13 protein-coding genes are annotated in these 15709 nt (G+C 45.3%); 6 read left to right on the forward strand and 7 right to left on the reverse strand.

The features are described from left to right. Positions 1-2 precede the first annotated feature (2 nt). A complete protein-coding gene (locus KO501_RS02420; protein ID WP_216028044.1) occupies positions 3-1145 on the forward strand; it encodes a cupin domain-containing protein in 1143 nt (380 codons plus the stop codon). Between the two features lie 32 nt (positions 1146-1177). On the opposite strand, the gene KO501_RS02425 is transcribed toward KO501_RS02420, so the two are convergent. Continuing rightward, positions 1178-1597: a DUF4826 family protein gene (locus tag KO501_RS02425; protein ID WP_216028045.1), complete on the reverse strand. Its 420-nt coding sequence runs from the start codon at positions 1595-1597 to the stop codon at positions 1178-1180. Between the two features lie 84 nt (positions 1598-1681). Here KO501_RS02425 and KO501_RS02430 point away from each other — a divergent pair, with 84 nt between their 5' ends. Next, positions 1682-1900, forward strand: coding sequence for a PGPGW domain-containing protein (locus KO501_RS02430; protein WP_216028046.1), 219 nt, complete (start codon positions 1682-1684; stop codon positions 1898-1900). Between the two features lie 43 nt (positions 1901-1943). On the opposite strand, the gene ppsA is transcribed toward KO501_RS02430, so the two are convergent. Beyond that, entirely contained in the window at positions 1944-4316 is a 2373-nt protein-coding gene (gene ppsA / locus KO501_RS02435; protein ID WP_216028191.1) for a phosphoenolpyruvate synthase, read from the reverse strand. A 193-nt stretch (positions 4317-4509) separates the two neighbouring features. Here ppsA and KO501_RS02440 point away from each other — a divergent pair, with 193 nt between their 5' ends. Next, positions 4510-5322, forward strand: a complete 813-nt coding sequence (locus KO501_RS02440; RefSeq protein WP_216028047.1) for a pyruvate, water dikinase regulatory protein — start codon at positions 4510-4512, stop codon at positions 5320-5322. On the opposite strand, the gene KO501_RS02445 is transcribed toward KO501_RS02440, so the two are convergent. Then, positions 5319-7286: a tetratricopeptide repeat-containing sulfotransferase family protein gene (locus tag KO501_RS02445; protein ID WP_216028048.1), complete on the reverse strand. Its 1968-nt coding sequence runs from the start codon at positions 7284-7286 to the stop codon at positions 5319-5321. The two genes, KO501_RS02440 and KO501_RS02445, sit on opposite strands and share 4 nt — an antisense overlap. Before the next feature lie 75 nt (positions 7287-7361). After that, complete coding sequence (locus KO501_RS02450; RefSeq protein ID WP_216028049.1) at positions 7362-10049, reverse strand: TonB-dependent receptor; 2688 nt, start codon at positions 10047-10049, stop codon at positions 7362-7364. 296 nt (positions 10050-10345) lie between these two features. Here KO501_RS02450 and betT point away from each other — a divergent pair, with 296 nt between their 5' ends. Together betT and KO501_RS02460 are read left to right on the forward strand one after the other, a co-directional pair. Further along, a complete protein-coding gene (gene betT / locus KO501_RS02455) occupies positions 10346-12307 on the forward strand; it encodes a choline BCCT transporter BetT (protein WP_216028050.1) in 1962 nt (653 codons plus the stop codon). A 26-nt stretch (positions 12308-12333) separates the two neighbouring features. Next, on the forward strand, positions 12334-12807 hold the full coding sequence (locus KO501_RS02460) for a MarR family transcriptional regulator (RefSeq protein WP_216028051.1): 474 nt from the start codon (positions 12334-12336) through the stop codon (positions 12805-12807). Between the two features lie 3 nt (positions 12808-12810). Here KO501_RS02460 and KO501_RS02465 read toward each other — a convergent pair whose 3' ends face one another. Then, positions 12811-13155, reverse strand: coding sequence for an RnfH family protein (locus KO501_RS02465; RefSeq protein ID WP_216028052.1), 345 nt, complete (start codon positions 13153-13155; stop codon positions 12811-12813). Continuing rightward, positions 13155-13583, reverse strand: coding sequence for a type II toxin-antitoxin system RatA family toxin (locus KO501_RS02470; protein ID WP_216028053.1), 429 nt, complete (start codon positions 13581-13583; stop codon positions 13155-13157). The genes KO501_RS02465 and KO501_RS02470 overlap by 1 nt, the downstream gene beginning before the upstream one ends. Positions 13584-13771: 188 nt before the next feature. Between KO501_RS02470 and smpB the strand changes: the two genes are divergently transcribed. Then, complete coding sequence (gene smpB, locus KO501_RS02475; RefSeq protein ID WP_216028054.1) at positions 13772-14251, forward strand: SsrA-binding protein SmpB; 480 nt, start codon at positions 13772-13774, stop codon at positions 14249-14251. Here the strand turns inward: smpB and KO501_RS02480 are convergent. After that, positions 14196-15521: an NADH:flavin oxidoreductase/NADH oxidase family protein gene (locus KO501_RS02480; RefSeq protein ID WP_216028055.1), complete on the reverse strand. Its 1326-nt coding sequence runs from the start codon at positions 15519-15521 to the stop codon at positions 14196-14198. The two genes, smpB and KO501_RS02480, sit on opposite strands and share 56 nt — an antisense overlap. Positions 15522-15709: the final 188 nt, after the last annotated feature.

Raw genomic sequence — 15709 nt, forward strand, 5'->3', positions numbered from 1 at the left:
TCATGTATACATTATCGTCAGACTTTGATATTGCCACATTTCTTAACGAATATTGGCAAAAAAAACCATTGGTTATTCGCCAAGGATTAACCGCCTTTTCTGATCCCATAGACGAAAACGACTTAGCAGGGCTAGCTCAAGAAGACGACGTAGATAGTCGTATTGTCAGTGTTCATGACGACGAACAATGGCACGTTTATCATGGCCCCTTCGATGACTACAACACTGTTTGTCAGGGTAAGTGGACATTGCTAGTGCAAGGTGTCGACCGTTACAGTGACGACATCAACGGGCTGATGGAAGCATTTAACTTTATTCCATACTGGCGAATGGATGATGTGATGATAAGCTACGCCGTTAAAGGGGCTGGCGTGGGACCTCACACCGACCAATACGATGTTTTTCTTATTCAAGGGAAAGGAAAACGGGCGTGGCAAGTGGGGGCACCCGGCAACTACACCCCTCGTTATCCCCATAAGGATCTACAACAAATCGCGGGGTTTGCCCCACAAATAGACGTGGTATTAGAGCCCGGCGATATTCTGTATATCCCTCCGGGCTGGCCTCACGATGGCCAGGCTTTAGAAGATTGTTTGACCTATTCCGTTGGCTTTCGCGCACCGGATCAGCACCAGATATTACAGCACGTCACCGATGAATTGACCGCGGCACACTGTCAGCCCGTTAGGTACAGCGATCCAAACCTAACCCAACCCCGTCACCCGGGTATGATTTCACCCACAGAAGTCAGTACGCTACGTGAAATGATAATTGACCTTATTAGCTCACCAGACAGTGACCACGCGCTTATGAGTTTGCTTAGCATGCAGCACCTGCCAGAAAGCGATACACCTGTGCCTGTTACAACTGACGAAGTACGTACTTTGCTTGAAAATGGCGGCGAAATTATCCGACTTCTCGGCTGTAAACCCGTGTTTAATGAAAACCAAAATAGTACAAATTTTACTTTCTACGTTAACGGCGAGGCATTTCATACCCCAAAGGTTCTTGAGCAGGTGATGTGGGAAATTCTACGGGGAGCGCCAATAGATGAAGCCTGGCTTGGCAACAGCGAAGAGCAAGAATCATTGCTGAGTATACTGGCATTACTCATTAATAAGGGGTACTGGGAAATGATCTCTTAGTTTTATTTCGTACCCCATTAATGCGGCGGGCCTTACGAGGCCTGCCACAATTTATCGTGCTCAGCAAAGTCGTGCATTTTTTCCGCCCGATTACGTAAGATACCGGCAAACTTCAATTGGGTTTCATCTGCCACATTGGAGCGTTCAATATTCTCTGCTTTTATCTGCCAACTTAAGGCAAAATGACGCAACGCATCTTGGGCAGTATTGGCATTATCACCCGCAATAAAGTCAGCGGGTAAATCGCCGCTTAGCGCCCAATAAGCTTTATTTTCTAATGATTTAACATGCCATATTGCAAAATACGGCATGAGATAGCGGCTCTTTCCATGATCCACTGAATTGACGACAACGCCGTTTTCAGCCAGATGTTTACTGGCATGTTGCAACTGGCTTCTAACCCAGTCGCCGCGGGCTTGCTCGGAGATTTCTTGAGAGTTTTGTTCTGTCATACTTTACACTTTCTTACAGGTTTATACTTGGTTTTTATTCTAGATCCCCTATTCTAGACGTAACTGATGAAATAGGACACCGTTATGTTAAAACCGCTACGCATTACCTTGGGTGCCATTCTCGCTTTGGCAGGCGTTGTACTGACGGTCATTCCAGGCTCCACCTTGTTAGTCTTGGCTGGTCTGGTGGTACTTAGCTACGATATCCCCCGTGCTAGAGTTTGGTTAAAACACGTGCAAACGGGCATGCAGCGCGGTGCGCGCAAGCTCGATAGTTTTCTTTTAGCTCGCAAATTACGATAAAAAAAAGCCGCTTCAATGAAGCGGCTTTTTTAGTTTTTAGTCTTTATCCATGCTTTTCAGCAAGGTATAACCAAGTTTCAACCACTGTGTCTGGGTTAAGGGATACGGAATCGATACCTTCTTCCACTAACCATGCGGCAAAATCTTCGTGATCAGACGGTCCCTGACCACATATTCCTACATACTTGCCCCGTTTCTTCGCCGTTCTAATGGCCATTGACAGTAACGCTTTTACTGCTTCATCTCGTTCATCAAACAAGTGGGCAATCACCCCTGAATCACGATCAAGACCTAACGTTAACTGGGTTAAGTCGTTCGAGCCAATGGAGAAGCCATCAAAGATGTCAAGGAACTGGTCTGCGAGTAAGGCATTTGACGGTAATTCACACATCATAATAACCCGAAGGCCATTTTCGCCCTGCACCAACCCTTCTTCTCTTAGTAGCTCTATAACTTGACGACCTTCTTCAAGAGTACGTACAAAGGGGATCATAATTTCTACGTTAGTGAGGCCCATTATATTTCTTACCCGTTTTACCGCTTCGCACTCAAGGGCAAAACAATCACGGAAGTCTTCAGAAATATAGCGGCTAGCACCACGGAAACCTAACATAGGGTTTTCTTCGTCTGGCTCGTATTGGTGACCGCCGACCAAATTAAAGTATTCATTGGATTTGAAATCGGACATACGTACGATAACTTTTTTCGGCGAGAACGCCGCACCAATGGTGGCAATCCCTTCTACAAGCTTCTGAATGTAGTATTCTTTGGGCGATTCGTAACCCGCAATCATTTCACTGATTTCTTCTTTTAACTCTTCAGCTTGATCATCAAAATTCAACAACGCTTTAGGGTGAACGCCGATCATTCGGTTGATGATAAACTCAAGACGGGCCAAGCCGACGCCAGCACTCGGCAAGCGAGCGAAATCAAATGCCCGATCTGGATTACCCACGTTCATCATTACTTTTAACGGTAAATCAGGCATGGCATCAATACGAGATGTCACCACATCAAATTCCAGCTCGTTGCTATAGATGTACCCAGTGTCGCCTTGAGCACAAGAAACCGTCACCTTATCGCCGTTGCTAATGGAGTCGGTGGCGTTGCCACAACCTACAACCGCTGGGATCCCCAATTCACGGGCAATAATAGCAGCATGACAGGTACGTCCTCCTCGGTTGGTCACAATCGCAGAGGCTTTTTTCATGATAGGTTCCCAATCTGGATCCGTCATGTCTGTGACTAGCACATCACCAGCTTGGATCTTGTCCATTTCTTCAATGGAACCTAAAACCTTCGCTTCGCCTGAGCCAATTTTATGTCCGATAGCACGACCTTCACACACGATGCTACCATTGTCTTTTAGCTGGTAGCGCTCAATAGATTGGCTGTCTTCTCGACTACGTACGGTTTCGGGTCTGGCCTGCACGATATACAGTTTACCGTCAGTCCCATCCTTCGCCCATTCAATATCCATTGGACGCTTGTAGTGCTTTTCGATGATCATGGCTTGTTTAGCCAACTCTTGCACTTCCTCATCGTTTAATGAGAAACGCATACTGTCAGCTTTATCGATATCCACAATGGAAACCTGTTTACCGTGGGCTTGATCATCAGAATAAATCATCTTGATCAGCTTACTGCCTAAATTGCGGCGTAGTATGGCTGGGTTACCTTTGTCTAACGTAGGCTTGTGGACATAAAATTCATCGGGGTTAACGGCTCCTTGGACCACCATTTCACCCAATCCGAAAGAACTGGTAATGAACACCACATCGTCGAAACCTGATTCAGTATCGATGGTGAACATGACACCAGAAGAGGCCACATCACTGCGCACCATGCGCTGTATGCCTGCTGATAAGGCCACACCCTTGTGATCGTAACCTTGGTGTACACGATAAGAAATGGCTCGGTCGTTAAACAAGGAAGCGAAAACGTGCTTAATGGCAACCAGAACGGACTCGTAACCTTTTACATTAAGAAAGGTTTCTTGCTGCCCTGCAAATGACGCATCTGGCATATCTTCTGCGGTCGCTGAAGAGCGCACAGCAAAAGAGGCCTCGTTACCTGCGTCGCCTTGTAAACTTTCAAACGCACCACGGATAGCATTTTCTAATTCGCTCTGAAACGGCGTATCAATGATCCACTGACGAATTTCTTTACCAGCTTCGGCCAAGGCATTAACGTCGTCTACATCCAGTGAATCCAATACTTCATGAATGCGCGCTTCTAAGCCACTTTGATCAAGAAACTCATTGAAGGCCTCAGCAGTGGTTGCAAATCCGCCCGGTACTTGAACACCTGCGTTTGCTAAGTTTGAAATCATTTCACCCAACGATGCATTCTTGCCGCCAACGCGACCTACATCATGCATCCCCAATTCTTGATACCAAAGTACATATTCTTGCACCGCAAAGCCTCCAGCTTTTTCTAAATTCATGTGGCCTAGTTTACCCAGACCCGTTATGTTAGTTGCCGAGGATGCTGCTACTTGGTTCAAAGCAGACTAGCTTTTCGACTGTTTCATCTTAGAATGGGGAAAAATTGAAAGTAAAATCTTTCTTCATTTCGTAAGAAAATTACTACAAAATTAAGGATCTGTTTTGCGCACGGCATATTATATTTCAGACGGTACTGCCATCACTGCCGAAGTCTTCGGCCACGCCTTGCTGTCTCTATTCCCCATCCAGTTCAACCACACCACGATCCCCTTCGTTGAAAACGAAGAACAGGCCTATAAGGTTTTAGAAAAAATATCTGAAAGTTTTCAAGATACCGGAGAGAGGCCGCTCGTTTTTTATACAATTGTGAATGTGGAAATTAGGAAAATTATCGCCCGTTCGGTGGGAATTAATTATAATTTTCTCGATCAATTTGTTGCGCCCGTGGAAAAAGTGCTCGGTGTGCCGTCTAAACCCGAGAAGCACCGCACTCACAGTATTCATGAGAAGACCTATGATATTCGTATTGAAGCGGTAAATTACGCGTTAGCTAACGATGATGGTAGTAGTATTCGAAACTATGATGAAGCCGACATTATTTTGGTGGGTGTTTCTCGCTCTGGCAAAACCCCTACCAGCTTATATTTGGCATTACAGTACGGTATTAAAGCCGCAAATTACCCATTTACCGAAGAAGACATCGGCGACATTCTTAAAATGCCACCGGCGTTGAGGCAGTTTAAACGCAAGTTATTTGGTCTTACCATCGAACCCGAGCGTCTTAGTCAAATCCGTTCTGAACGCAAAGCCAATAGCCGCTACGCGTCTATTAAGCAGTGTCGCATGGAGTTACGAGAAGTGGAAAACCTTTATCGGCGAGAAAAGATCCCCTTTTTAAATTCAACCCGCTATTCCATTGAAGAAATTTCGGCCAAGATCTTGGCCGAAACGGGCTTACAACGACGCAAATACTAGGTACTTTCGTTGTTATCAATGATCGTGAGTAACGGCCCGAGGAAGGGTTTATACCCTTCCCATTGGGTCATACCAGAGCGATAAATTGGTTGTCTAACTTGCTCGGAACTGGGCGTTTTGATCACTCTACGGGTGTTGTAAAACGCTAAGCACGCCGGCTCAAACGGTAACTGACAATAATCAAGAATACGCCTCACCTGCCCTTCCAGATCGTCGATAACCGCTTCATGCTGTACCGTTAAAATCTGTTGGGGAAATAGGTTATGCCAGTGCTCCATCAGTGAAACATAACTGTTGTAGTAACGACCGATGTCGGTGAGCGAGTAACTGAACTCTTGGCCATCGAAAAAAAGCTGCTTAAAACCGCTAAAGCAACAGGCCTTAGGATCTCGACGTGCATCGATAATTTTCGCATTAGGCAAAATGCGTTTAATTAATCCAATATGAATAAAGTTATTTGGCATTTTATCGATAAAAAAGGGCGCAGAGCCACGATAGGCTTTTGTTTGCTCAATATATTGTTTGCCTAGTGCCGCGCAGGTTTCATCACTTAATGAAGCCAAATTAAACGGGTATGGCACAGACTGGTTACTTAGGCTGGACGCAATAGACAAAATATCATGCAATTCCATGGTGCCATCTACCTGGGAATGGGAAGCTAAAATTTGCTCTAGTAAGGTGGACCCCGCCCGAGGCAAACCGACGATAAAGATAGGATCTTGTGCCTGGCACCCCAATTTATGGGTAAACATTTTTTGCGTACAGGCGTCTTTTTGCGCCTGTATGGCCTGTTCTGTGCGTTTAATATCAAATTGTTGTGTACGGTGTTTTAGGCCATTGCCTTTTTCATAATAATGAAAAGAGGAAGCATGATCCTGATGGTCTTCGTAGGCCTTACCTAACGCAAAGCACAGATGAATCTGGGCATCTAATGAAGTGGTTTGGGCGCTTTCATAATGCTTCATCTGCGCAATCATCGATTCGTCAAATAAATACGTTTTGGTATTGGCTAAACTCCAGTACGCATCGCCATAGTCAGGTTCCAAGGCTACCGCTTGCTCATAGGCATCAATCGCTTCGGCGCTGTCACCTTTTGCCTTTAGTGCATGACCAAGTTGTACTCTTAGCGCGATATGACTCGGCTGCTTTTTAATGATGGTACGGTAAAGTGCCACCGCCTCATCTAACTCGCCAAGGCCGACTAATGCATTAGCCAAGGCCCCTTGAATGGCCACACTGTCTTTATTCTTTGCTAACCTGCGGCGGGCTAATGCCACCCCTTGAGGATATTTACCCAATTTCCCTAACATACTTTGATAGGCGGTCGCCGCGGCATCGTTGTCGGGGTACAACGCCACACAGCTTTCCAAAAGAAATTCAGCATCATGGTAAACTTTTAGTTTTAGTCCAATTTCTGCTAATAACATCATGGCATCAGGATGATGCTTATGCTGTTTAAGAAAATCTCGACACACCTTTTCTGCTTTGTGAACTTGGCCGTCGTGCATAAGATCTAATGCACCTAAAAGGGGTTTGGGAAGAGACGCTAAATGGGCGATATGTTGTTTGGCAAGGGTGAGCGCTTGGGATTGTTTATTACGCTGATAAAAGCCTTCTAGTTCTCGCCATGCTGGCAGTAACGCTGGGTTGAAACGGGTTGCACGATAAAAAGCCGATGCCATGTTGCGTTCTTCGCCACATTGTTTAAAACAATATCCTTGCTCTTGATACCCTCGACCATAATCTGGATAGCGATCCAATAACGCCGTTAGGGTTGTTAGCGCCTGTCCGATCTGCCGATTTAAGCGCTGGGCCACCGCTTTCAAATAAAGAGCATCTTTATGATGGGAATGGGTGTCTGGTAATGCGCAGATACGTTCGCATAAGTTGATGGCATCGCTAAACCGCGATTGCATTAATGCCTGCTTAGCATCATTAAGTAAAGAAGAGGTATTTTCTGTCATTGTATGAGCATGCCCCAAAACGAAAAAAACGGCAAACTCGAAAGCTTGCCGTTGTATGGTTATGCAAAGTAACGATTAATAGTAATCGTAAGAGAATCGCATACCAATGGTACGAGGTCGGTTTGTCACCACCTTAGGTGTAAACTGTTGGGTGTCGATGTTTAATATCGCATTTTCATCAAACACGTTATCCACGTACAGTTCCGCTTTCCATTCGTCGTTGGTCACACCCACGGCAATGTTAGTCAGCACATAGGCCTCTTGGACATAACGACCACCACGGAAGCTTTCACCGTCTGCATCGGTGTAAGTCACACCTTCGTAGACCGCAGCTTCGTCTTCAATTTCAAGCCCTGAACCTGTGCCATAAATAAGTTGCGTAGCATCTTCCATTACATAAGCGTCCATTACCATGCCGGCAAGACGATCACCCGTGTAACTTACAGAGGCATTCACATAACCCTGCTTACCACCGGCTACTTCAAAGAAATAGCGGGCGTTAATATTTCCTGAGAACTTAGCAGAATACGGCAATTCAGACCCTACCCCTGAAGAAATACCTTCAAGCTCTGAGTTAACCCGTGTTAGCTCGGTATCCAAGAGGCTAAAGGCACTGCTTATGACCAAATTATCCGAAGCCAGCCACATGATGTCGGCATCTAACCCACGAATTTCAGCATCACCTACGTTATCGGTAAACACCAAGAAGGAAATATTAGTGGGGTCGAAACGGGACGTTTGTAAATCTGTGATTTCAGAATAATAAGCGGTGGCGTTCACACGAACTTGACCATCGAAGAAATCACCTTTCATACCAATTTCGTAGTTATCCAGTGTATCTGTAGTGGAATAAACGGGAATACGGAAATTTTCAAATTTACCCGACTGATTAGAGGCTAGACCACCCCCTACACGGTTTGTTACCGGTGGACGGAAGCCCTCTGAGTAATTAGCAAACAACAAGATATCTTCATGAACTTTCCAATCTAAGGAGAATTTGAAGATGGTATCGTCTACGGTCAAGACTCCGTCAGAGTCAAGCAAGCCAACTTCAAGTTGGTTATTTGCAATCGCTTCTGCAACTAACGCAGGATCTTCACCCACAGCGGTAAGCTCATCGGCATCTAAAGAACCAAAGGCTTTCACTCGACGGGAAACGTCTACAGTAGACGTTGAGCCCTTGTATTCGTCATCAATTTGATACCAACGGGCACCAATACTTGCTGTTAAGGTGTCGGTAATGTCGTACTCAAATTGACCAAACACGGCAATCTGTTCGATGGTGTGGGTAATATCGTTAACGAAGCTAATATCTGATGGGAATGGGCCGCCATCACTATTAATGCCTTCTGTCCCCACTAAGGTGGTGCTTAAATTATCGAATTTTTCAGTGCTGGCAATGTTGAACTGGCCAATGGTCGCCACTTCTTGATCGTCATAAAATAACCCAGCAGTAACACGCCATGGTTCATCCATGGTGGTATTAAACCGCAGTTCATGGGTCATCCGCGTGGTAGTGGTGTCTTCTTGATAAAATTTAGTAGGATCTAAACAACGGTCTTCCGACTCAGGATCCCCTGAATTGTAGTTACACACGTAATACGCAGAAAACAGACCACCGTTGGTGTAGCCCGTGTAATCGGCTAGGGTATCAATTTCTCTGTCAAGATAGCCACCGGTGTAAACAACATCCAGCTTCTCCAAACGGCCTTCAAGGGTCCAAGTGGTTAAACCAAATTCATCGGTATTTTCTTCAGGTTGGAAACGGGTTGTGGAGCTTTGCCCTTCAAGGGTGGGATCATAAGCAAACACACCCTCGGTCTCTAGGGTTTGTTGCGTATGCTGTACCAACAAATCCCAGTCATCATTGATATGATATGACAAACCAAAACGGGCACCGGCGTACAGCGCATCGTTATAATCATCTTCAACCAGTGCATCATTTTTTGGAGATACCACATCAGCCTGCGCAGCAGTAGAGATATCAGGGTTAGTAATTCGGTTAGCATCCATCGCCACCGGATCACTTAATACACCACCTGAAATTCTGCTGATAACCTGAGCACTACCTATATACCCACCTTCCCCTGGTACATTGAGTACATTGTCTATCCAACCACCTTGGCGGTCGTTGTAAGCGGCAACACGTACCGCTAAGTCATCAGTAATCGGCATATTGAAATAGGCTTCCACCGCATTACTCATCTCACCGCCACGGGTAAAGCCAATATTGGTATCAAAGCCAGCAGCAAATGCATTGTGATCCGGCTTCTTGGTGATCATACGAACCGTACCCGCTTGGGAACTGGCACCAAATAATGTGCCTTGGGGTCCAGGTAATACCTCTACCCGCTGGATATCGGTGGCGTATACATCTAAATTACGCCCCGCCATGGAAACAGGCTGTTCATCAACATAAAAAGCAACCGAGGGCTGTAAGGCCTGAACAGACGACAACATAATGTTCGATTGGGTGGTTGCTGCACCACGAATGTAAATTTCGTTTTGTCCAGGACCGGTACCTTGGAATACAACATTAGGGAGAAATTCGACGTAATCTTGAAAACTGTCTATACCTAAGTTTTCTAGAGTGTCACCATTAAGAGCACTTACTGCCACTGGCACGTCTTGAATAGATTCAGTACGTTTAGTTGCAGTAACTTCAATGGTCTCAATCTTCGCTTTGCTTTGTTCTTCTTGGGCATATACCGAAGAAGAAGCCAGTGCCGCTAAAATGGCACAGCTTAAATGAGTTTTTTGCATGTGTGTTCCTTTGTTAAACAATTTTTTACTTCGATGAGTAAATATTTTAGGTGGAGCTATTTTCAGGTCGTTTATTTAGACCCAACAAGAAGATATACTTTGCTTCTAACAATTTTGTTCTTTTATTTGTTAAATATTTCAGGTATCAAGAGCGATAAGCGTACAAAAATACCGAAAAATAACGTTCAACTCTAATTATTATAGCAGTATTTATTATCTATCAACATCATGATTTTTTTCTACGTAATGATGGTACTTTAGTACGATAGGTAAATTTCTTTACAAGGGGATACACAGTGACTCAAAACACGGCCGATAAAGCCATGTTGAATAAACCGGTATTTATCACATCGTCTATTACTATTCTTATCATCCTGATTTTTGCCGCCTTATTTCCTGAAACGGCAAATGCATTTTTCCAATCTATGCAGGCATCAGTAACCGAGAACGGTGGATGGTTTTATATACTCACTGTTGCCATTATCTTGCTCACTGTAGTGATATTAGGCTTCTCACGCTACGGCGACATTCGTCTTGGCCCCGACCATGCCACGCCTGAGTTTAGTCGTTTCACCTGGCTATCCATGTTGTTTGCAGCTGGAATGGGGATCGGCTTGATGTTTTTTGGTGTGGCAGAACCAGTAATGCATTTCCTTGCTCCGCCAACGGCAGATCCCGGCAGTATTGCGGCGGTAAAAGAAGCCATGAAAACCACGTTTTTCCATTGGGGTGTGCACCCCTGGGGAATTTATGCCGCGGTGGCACTGGTACTTGGGTATTTTTCATATCGGCATCAACTGCCTTTGACCCTGCGTTCGGCACTGTATCCAATCATTGGTGACAAGATTTATGGTTGGCCTGGCCATTTGGTGGATATTTTTGCCGTGACGTCTACCATTTTCGGGGTCTCGACGTCCCTAGGCTTTGGCGCTGCGCAAATTAACGCGGGGCTGGCCTATGTATTTCATATTCCTTCAAACACCACGGTGCAAATACTGCTTATGATGGGCGTGGTAGCCATTGCAATTGTGTCTGTCACCACCGGGCTAGATAAAGGCATACGCCGATTGTCAGAGGCCAATTTGCTGTTAGCGGTATCGTTAGTAATCTTTATACTTGTTCTTGGCCCTACGGTCTTTTTGTTGCAAGCCTATATTCAAAATATGGGCGCTTATGTGTCAGACATAGTGCGCAACACCTTAAATCTCTTCGCTTACGAAAAAACCGACTGGATTGGTGGCTGGACCATCTTTTATTGGGGTTGGTGGCTGGCGTGGGCACCGTTTGTTGGTTTATTCATAGCGCGGATATCTTATGGCAGAACCATCCGTGAATTCGTGATTGGAGTGCTACTTATACCGACTGTGTTTACCTTATTGTGGATGACGGTATTTGGAAACTCAGCTATCGATTTAATACTGGTGCAGGGTAAAATTGGGCTCGCCACGATGGTGGACAAAGATACCTCCGTTGCTTTGTTCGTTTTTCTTGAATATTTCCCATTCAGTGAGGTGCTCACCCTACTTGCTGTACTGATGGTAATTATCTTTTTCGTTACCTCATGTGACTCTGGCGCCATGGTGGTGGATATGTTGTGCTCTAATGGGCGCAACGACACCCCCTTATGGCAGCGAATTTATTGGGCTGTAGCCGTTGGAGTGGTGGCTGCTGTACTGTTATTTGCTGGCGGTTTAGACGCCTTACAGACCATGACTATTGTGGCTGCGCTACCCTTTTCCATCATATTGTTAGTTGCTATTTATGGCTTGCTAAAAGCATTACGCGTTGAAGATTATAAGCGAGAAAGTCTACAAATCAGTGCCTTACAGTCACCTCAGGGCGAAGGCGATAAAAACTGGCGAACCCGGTTAGAAAACATTGTTTCCTTTCCTAACCGTAAAAGTGTCAGTCGTTTTATTGACACCACGGTAAAGCCTGCATTTAATGATGTAAAAGCTGAGTTTGAGCAATTACAATTTACTGTGGATATTACGCAGCTCGATCAAGCCTTGATTCTTACTGTGCGCATTAATGATCAGCCCGATTTTATATATGCTGTACATTTAACCCCAACATCGCAGCCGGATCTCAACGGTACGCTAGACACAGAGGAAGATGACACGTACTATCGCGCCGATGTGCACCTGAGTGAAGGTGGTCAGGGATACGACATTATGGGTTGGTCGAAGTTGGCCGTTATTAATGACGTTATTGATCATTATCATAAGCATCAGCATTTTTTACACAGGTTAGTGTAACCTGATTTTATATGACGGAACCCGCGATGAGAAAAGAAGAAGAGTTGCTCGTTGCCCTACGTAAAGTAATACGTGCGGTAGATTTACGAAGCAAACAATTGAGCAAAGATGTGGGCCTGACCGGGCCACAGCTGTTGGTAATGCAGAACATTCAAGAACGACCGGGTATTATGGTGCGCGAAATTGCCGACAGCATCAATTTGAGCCCGGCCACAATTACCAATATATTAGATCGCATTGAAGCTCGTGAGTTGGTAACCCGTATACGCAGTACCACGGACAAACGAAAGGTGGGTGTCTATCTTACCGAGAAAGGGGAAGCCTCGTTAGAAAATGCCCCTCGTCCACTTCAGGAACATTTCATAGATCGCTTTAATAATATGAAAGACTGGGAGCAAAGCCAGATGGTCGCTACAATGCAGCGCATTGCAGCGATGATGGATGCTGAAGATATCGACGCGGCTCCGTTCCTTGAAGTGGGGTCGTTACGAGACCGCTAGCTTTTACTTCTTACTTTTAAGCGCGTTAGGACGGCCGCCGGTTACTTTATCAGCGCGGCCTTCTTCCACCGCTTTTTCTGCCCGCCGTTTTCTTATCTCTTTCGGGTCGGCAATTAAGGGGCGATAAATCTCTATACGATCGCCATCTTTGACTTGCTCAGTCAGCCGAGCCACCCGATTCCACACCCCTACCTTGGTTTTCGATAAATCAATATCGGGATACAGTGTCAAAATATCTGATGCATTAATGGTCTCTTCCACCGTTGCACCGTCACCTATTGCCACTTCGATTAATGATTGCTTATGAGGTAATGCATAAGCCACTTCCACCGTTAACAACTTTTCCATTAATACACCTGCTTGGCGCGCTCGGTGAAGGCTTTGACCATGCTTGATGCAAGGCCGCTGAAAATCTTACCAAAAGCAAATTGGGTTAACTTATTATTGAATTCGAAATCGAGTTGTAGCTCGATTTTGCACGCGGTGTCTGAGAGTGGCGAAAACGTCCAACCGCCTTTCAAATGCTTAAAAGGACCATCAACCAACTGCATATCGATACGACTTGGCGCATGTAAGGTGTTCAACGTGGTAAACCATTGTTTCACACCTGCTTTCGATACCAGCAAAGAGGCTTTCATTTTATCATCATGCTGTTCCAGAACTTTGCTATCTGTACAGCCAGGAAGAAATTCAGGGTATGACGCAACGTCATTGACCAAATCAAACATGGCCTGAGCGCTGTGCGCCACTAATGCGCTGCGTTGGATACTCGGCATAGATTATCACTTACGTTATTTATACATCTGATTAGATAAGTTTATCACGAGACTTTATCCTCACCTACCCTTTAAGTTTACCCAAATTACCCCATATACCGGTTAACACAGGTTACAGTAACCAACGGTTTTTCTTCCTCACTCGGAAAGTAAAAGACAATCATTTTGCAAAATGTATAATGGCGGGCATGAAAAAGAATAAATCAAAGCAAAACACCACAGGTACAATCGCGCTTAACAAAAAAGCGCGCCACGACTATCATCTTCAAGAAAAGTTTGAAGCTGGGATATCCTTGCAAGGCTGGGAATTAAAAAGTATTCGCCAAGGCAAAATTAACATTACCGATGCGTACGTTATTTTGCAAAATGGCGAGGCTTATTTAGTAGGCTGTCGCATTACGCCGCTTAATCAGGCCTCTACCCACGTAGTCTGCGAACCGGAACGAGCGAAAAAGCTTCTGCTTAATAAACGGGAACTCGATAAACTCATCGGCGCACGAGAGCGACAGGGCTATTCTGTTGTGGCCACTGCGATGTACTGGAAAAAATGTTGGGTTAAACTGGAAATGTACCTTGCGAAAGGTAAGCAAGAGCACGATAAACGTGACTCACTTAAAGATCGCGACTGGGAACGTCAGAAACAGCGTGTGATGAAACATAACGTTTAACGGAACGCGCCGGCATCGCCACTTGATGATTTTGTTTATGCAGGTATTTTTTGTAGTGCGAAATCATTTTGTGTCGATGCAGTATATCAAGCAATAAACTCCACACGTTAGTGGGGTTTCGCATGGTGGTTAAATCGTTGCCAAGTCGGCGTAATTGTCTTCTTACTTTTGCCATAACAACCAACGATGCCAACGTATCGTCTTTCCAATTACATGTAGGGTTCACACCTAGGTAGTCTTCTTTCTGTTGCCATTTTTTCACTAAATCGGGCGTAAAAGCTAGGGCACTCGCCATCCCAACGACTGCACAGCCATCAGCGATGGCCTTCTGCGCCGTTCGTTTGCTAGTAATGCCGCCGGTGGTCATGATCGGCATGGTCACACGACTACTTATTTCCTTTGCAAAAGACAAAAAATAAGCGTTTTTACCCAGTTCGGATTCCTTTTCTCCCCGCCCCTGCATTGCCGGCGATTCGTAATTGCCACCGGATAATTCCAGTAGATCCACGTTCAGTTTATCGAGCAAATCAACCACAACACTGGCTTCATCTGGACTTAACCCTCCGCGCTGGAAATCACCGCTATTAAGTTTAACCATGACGATAAAATCATTACCGCATTGGGCTCGTACTTGGCATACCACGTTGAGTAATAACCGTGCGCGGTTTTTAAGGCTTCCGCCCCACTCGTCTTGGCGCTGATTGGACAACGGCGATAAAAATTGGCTCAACAGATAGCCGTGAGCAGCATGAATTTCGACACCGTCAAACCCTGCCTCTTTGGCTCTTTTCGCCGCTTGGGCAAATCGATGAGTAACATCATGAATTTGTTCGCAGGTCATCGCCACGGGGCGAGCAAAACCTTTACTGTAACGACCTAACTTTAATGGTATGGCCGAAGGTGCTAAGGCTGTGCAACTAATGCTTTTGGGCATTTGTCGACCTGGATGATTAAGCTGCATAATGGCTTTGGCACCACCCGACTTAATGACCGAAGACCAACGCTTAAAGCCGTCAAGTTCCCCCACCAAGGGCATTACCACGGTACCAGGCCCGGTGAGCGCCCGATCATCCACCATAACATTGCCGGTGATAATCATCCCTAACCCACCGTGGGCCCAATATCGATATAAAGAAAAGAGCCCATGATCCGGCTGCATATTAATGCCTGCCATATTTTCTTCCATGGCCGCTTTTGCAAGTCGATTTTTTAACGTTATTCCGCAAGGTAGCGTGTAGGGTGAATATATGTCGGATTGATTCTGTTGCATGTGTCCGTTTCTTTCAGTGATGCAAGGGTTACTTTAATCCAAATCGTCAACAGAATCTTGTTAAATAACCGAATTTTTTGCGCAAATATGCGTTACATCAACGATTGGATACAGAATAAGCAATTATTCCATCAAGCCTTTAATAAATTTGTTATCCCCCCTTGATTGCGTTAGAATCCGCCCAATAT

Origin of the sequence: Alteromonas sp. C1M14 (assembly GCF_018860965.1) — a bacterium.
GTDB lineage: Bacteria > Pseudomonadota > Gammaproteobacteria > Enterobacterales > Alteromonadaceae > Alteromonas.

Bases quoted from the DNA above. Each gene is read 5' to 3' on its own strand.
- KO501_RS02420 (WP_216028044.1), top strand. From the start codon at position 3: ATGTATACATTATCGTCAGACTTTGATATTGCCACATTTCTTAACGAA.
- KO501_RS02425 (WP_216028045.1), bottom strand. From the start codon at position 1,597: ATGACAGAACAAAACTCTCAAGAAATCTCCGAGCAAGCCCGCGGCGAC.
- KO501_RS02430 (WP_216028046.1), top strand. From the start codon at position 1,682: ATGTTAAAACCGCTACGCATTACCTTGGGTGCCATTCTCGCTTTGGCA.
- KO501_RS02445 (WP_216028048.1), bottom strand. From the start codon at position 7,286: ATGACAGAAAATACCTCTTCTTTACTTAATGATGCTAAGCAGGCATTA.
- KO501_RS02450 (WP_216028049.1), bottom strand. From the start codon at position 10,049: ATGCAAAAAACTCATTTAAGCTGTGCCATTTTAGCGGCACTGGCTTCT.
- KO501_RS02460 (WP_216028051.1), top strand. From the start codon at position 12,334: ATGAGAAAAGAAGAAGAGTTGCTCGTTGCCCTACGTAAAGTAATACGT.
- KO501_RS02465 (WP_216028052.1), bottom strand. From the start codon at position 13,155: ATGGAAAAGTTGTTAACGGTGGAAGTGGCTTATGCATTACCTCATAAG.
- KO501_RS02470 (WP_216028053.1), bottom strand. From the start codon at position 13,583: ATGCCGAGTATCCAACGCAGCGCATTAGTGGCGCACAGCGCTCAGGCC.
- smpB (WP_216028054.1), top strand. From the start codon at position 13,772: ATGAAAAAGAATAAATCAAAGCAAAACACCACAGGTACAATCGCGCTT.
- KO501_RS02480 (WP_216028055.1), bottom strand. From the start codon at position 15,521: ATGCAACAGAATCAATCCGACATATATTCACCCTACACGCTACCTTGC.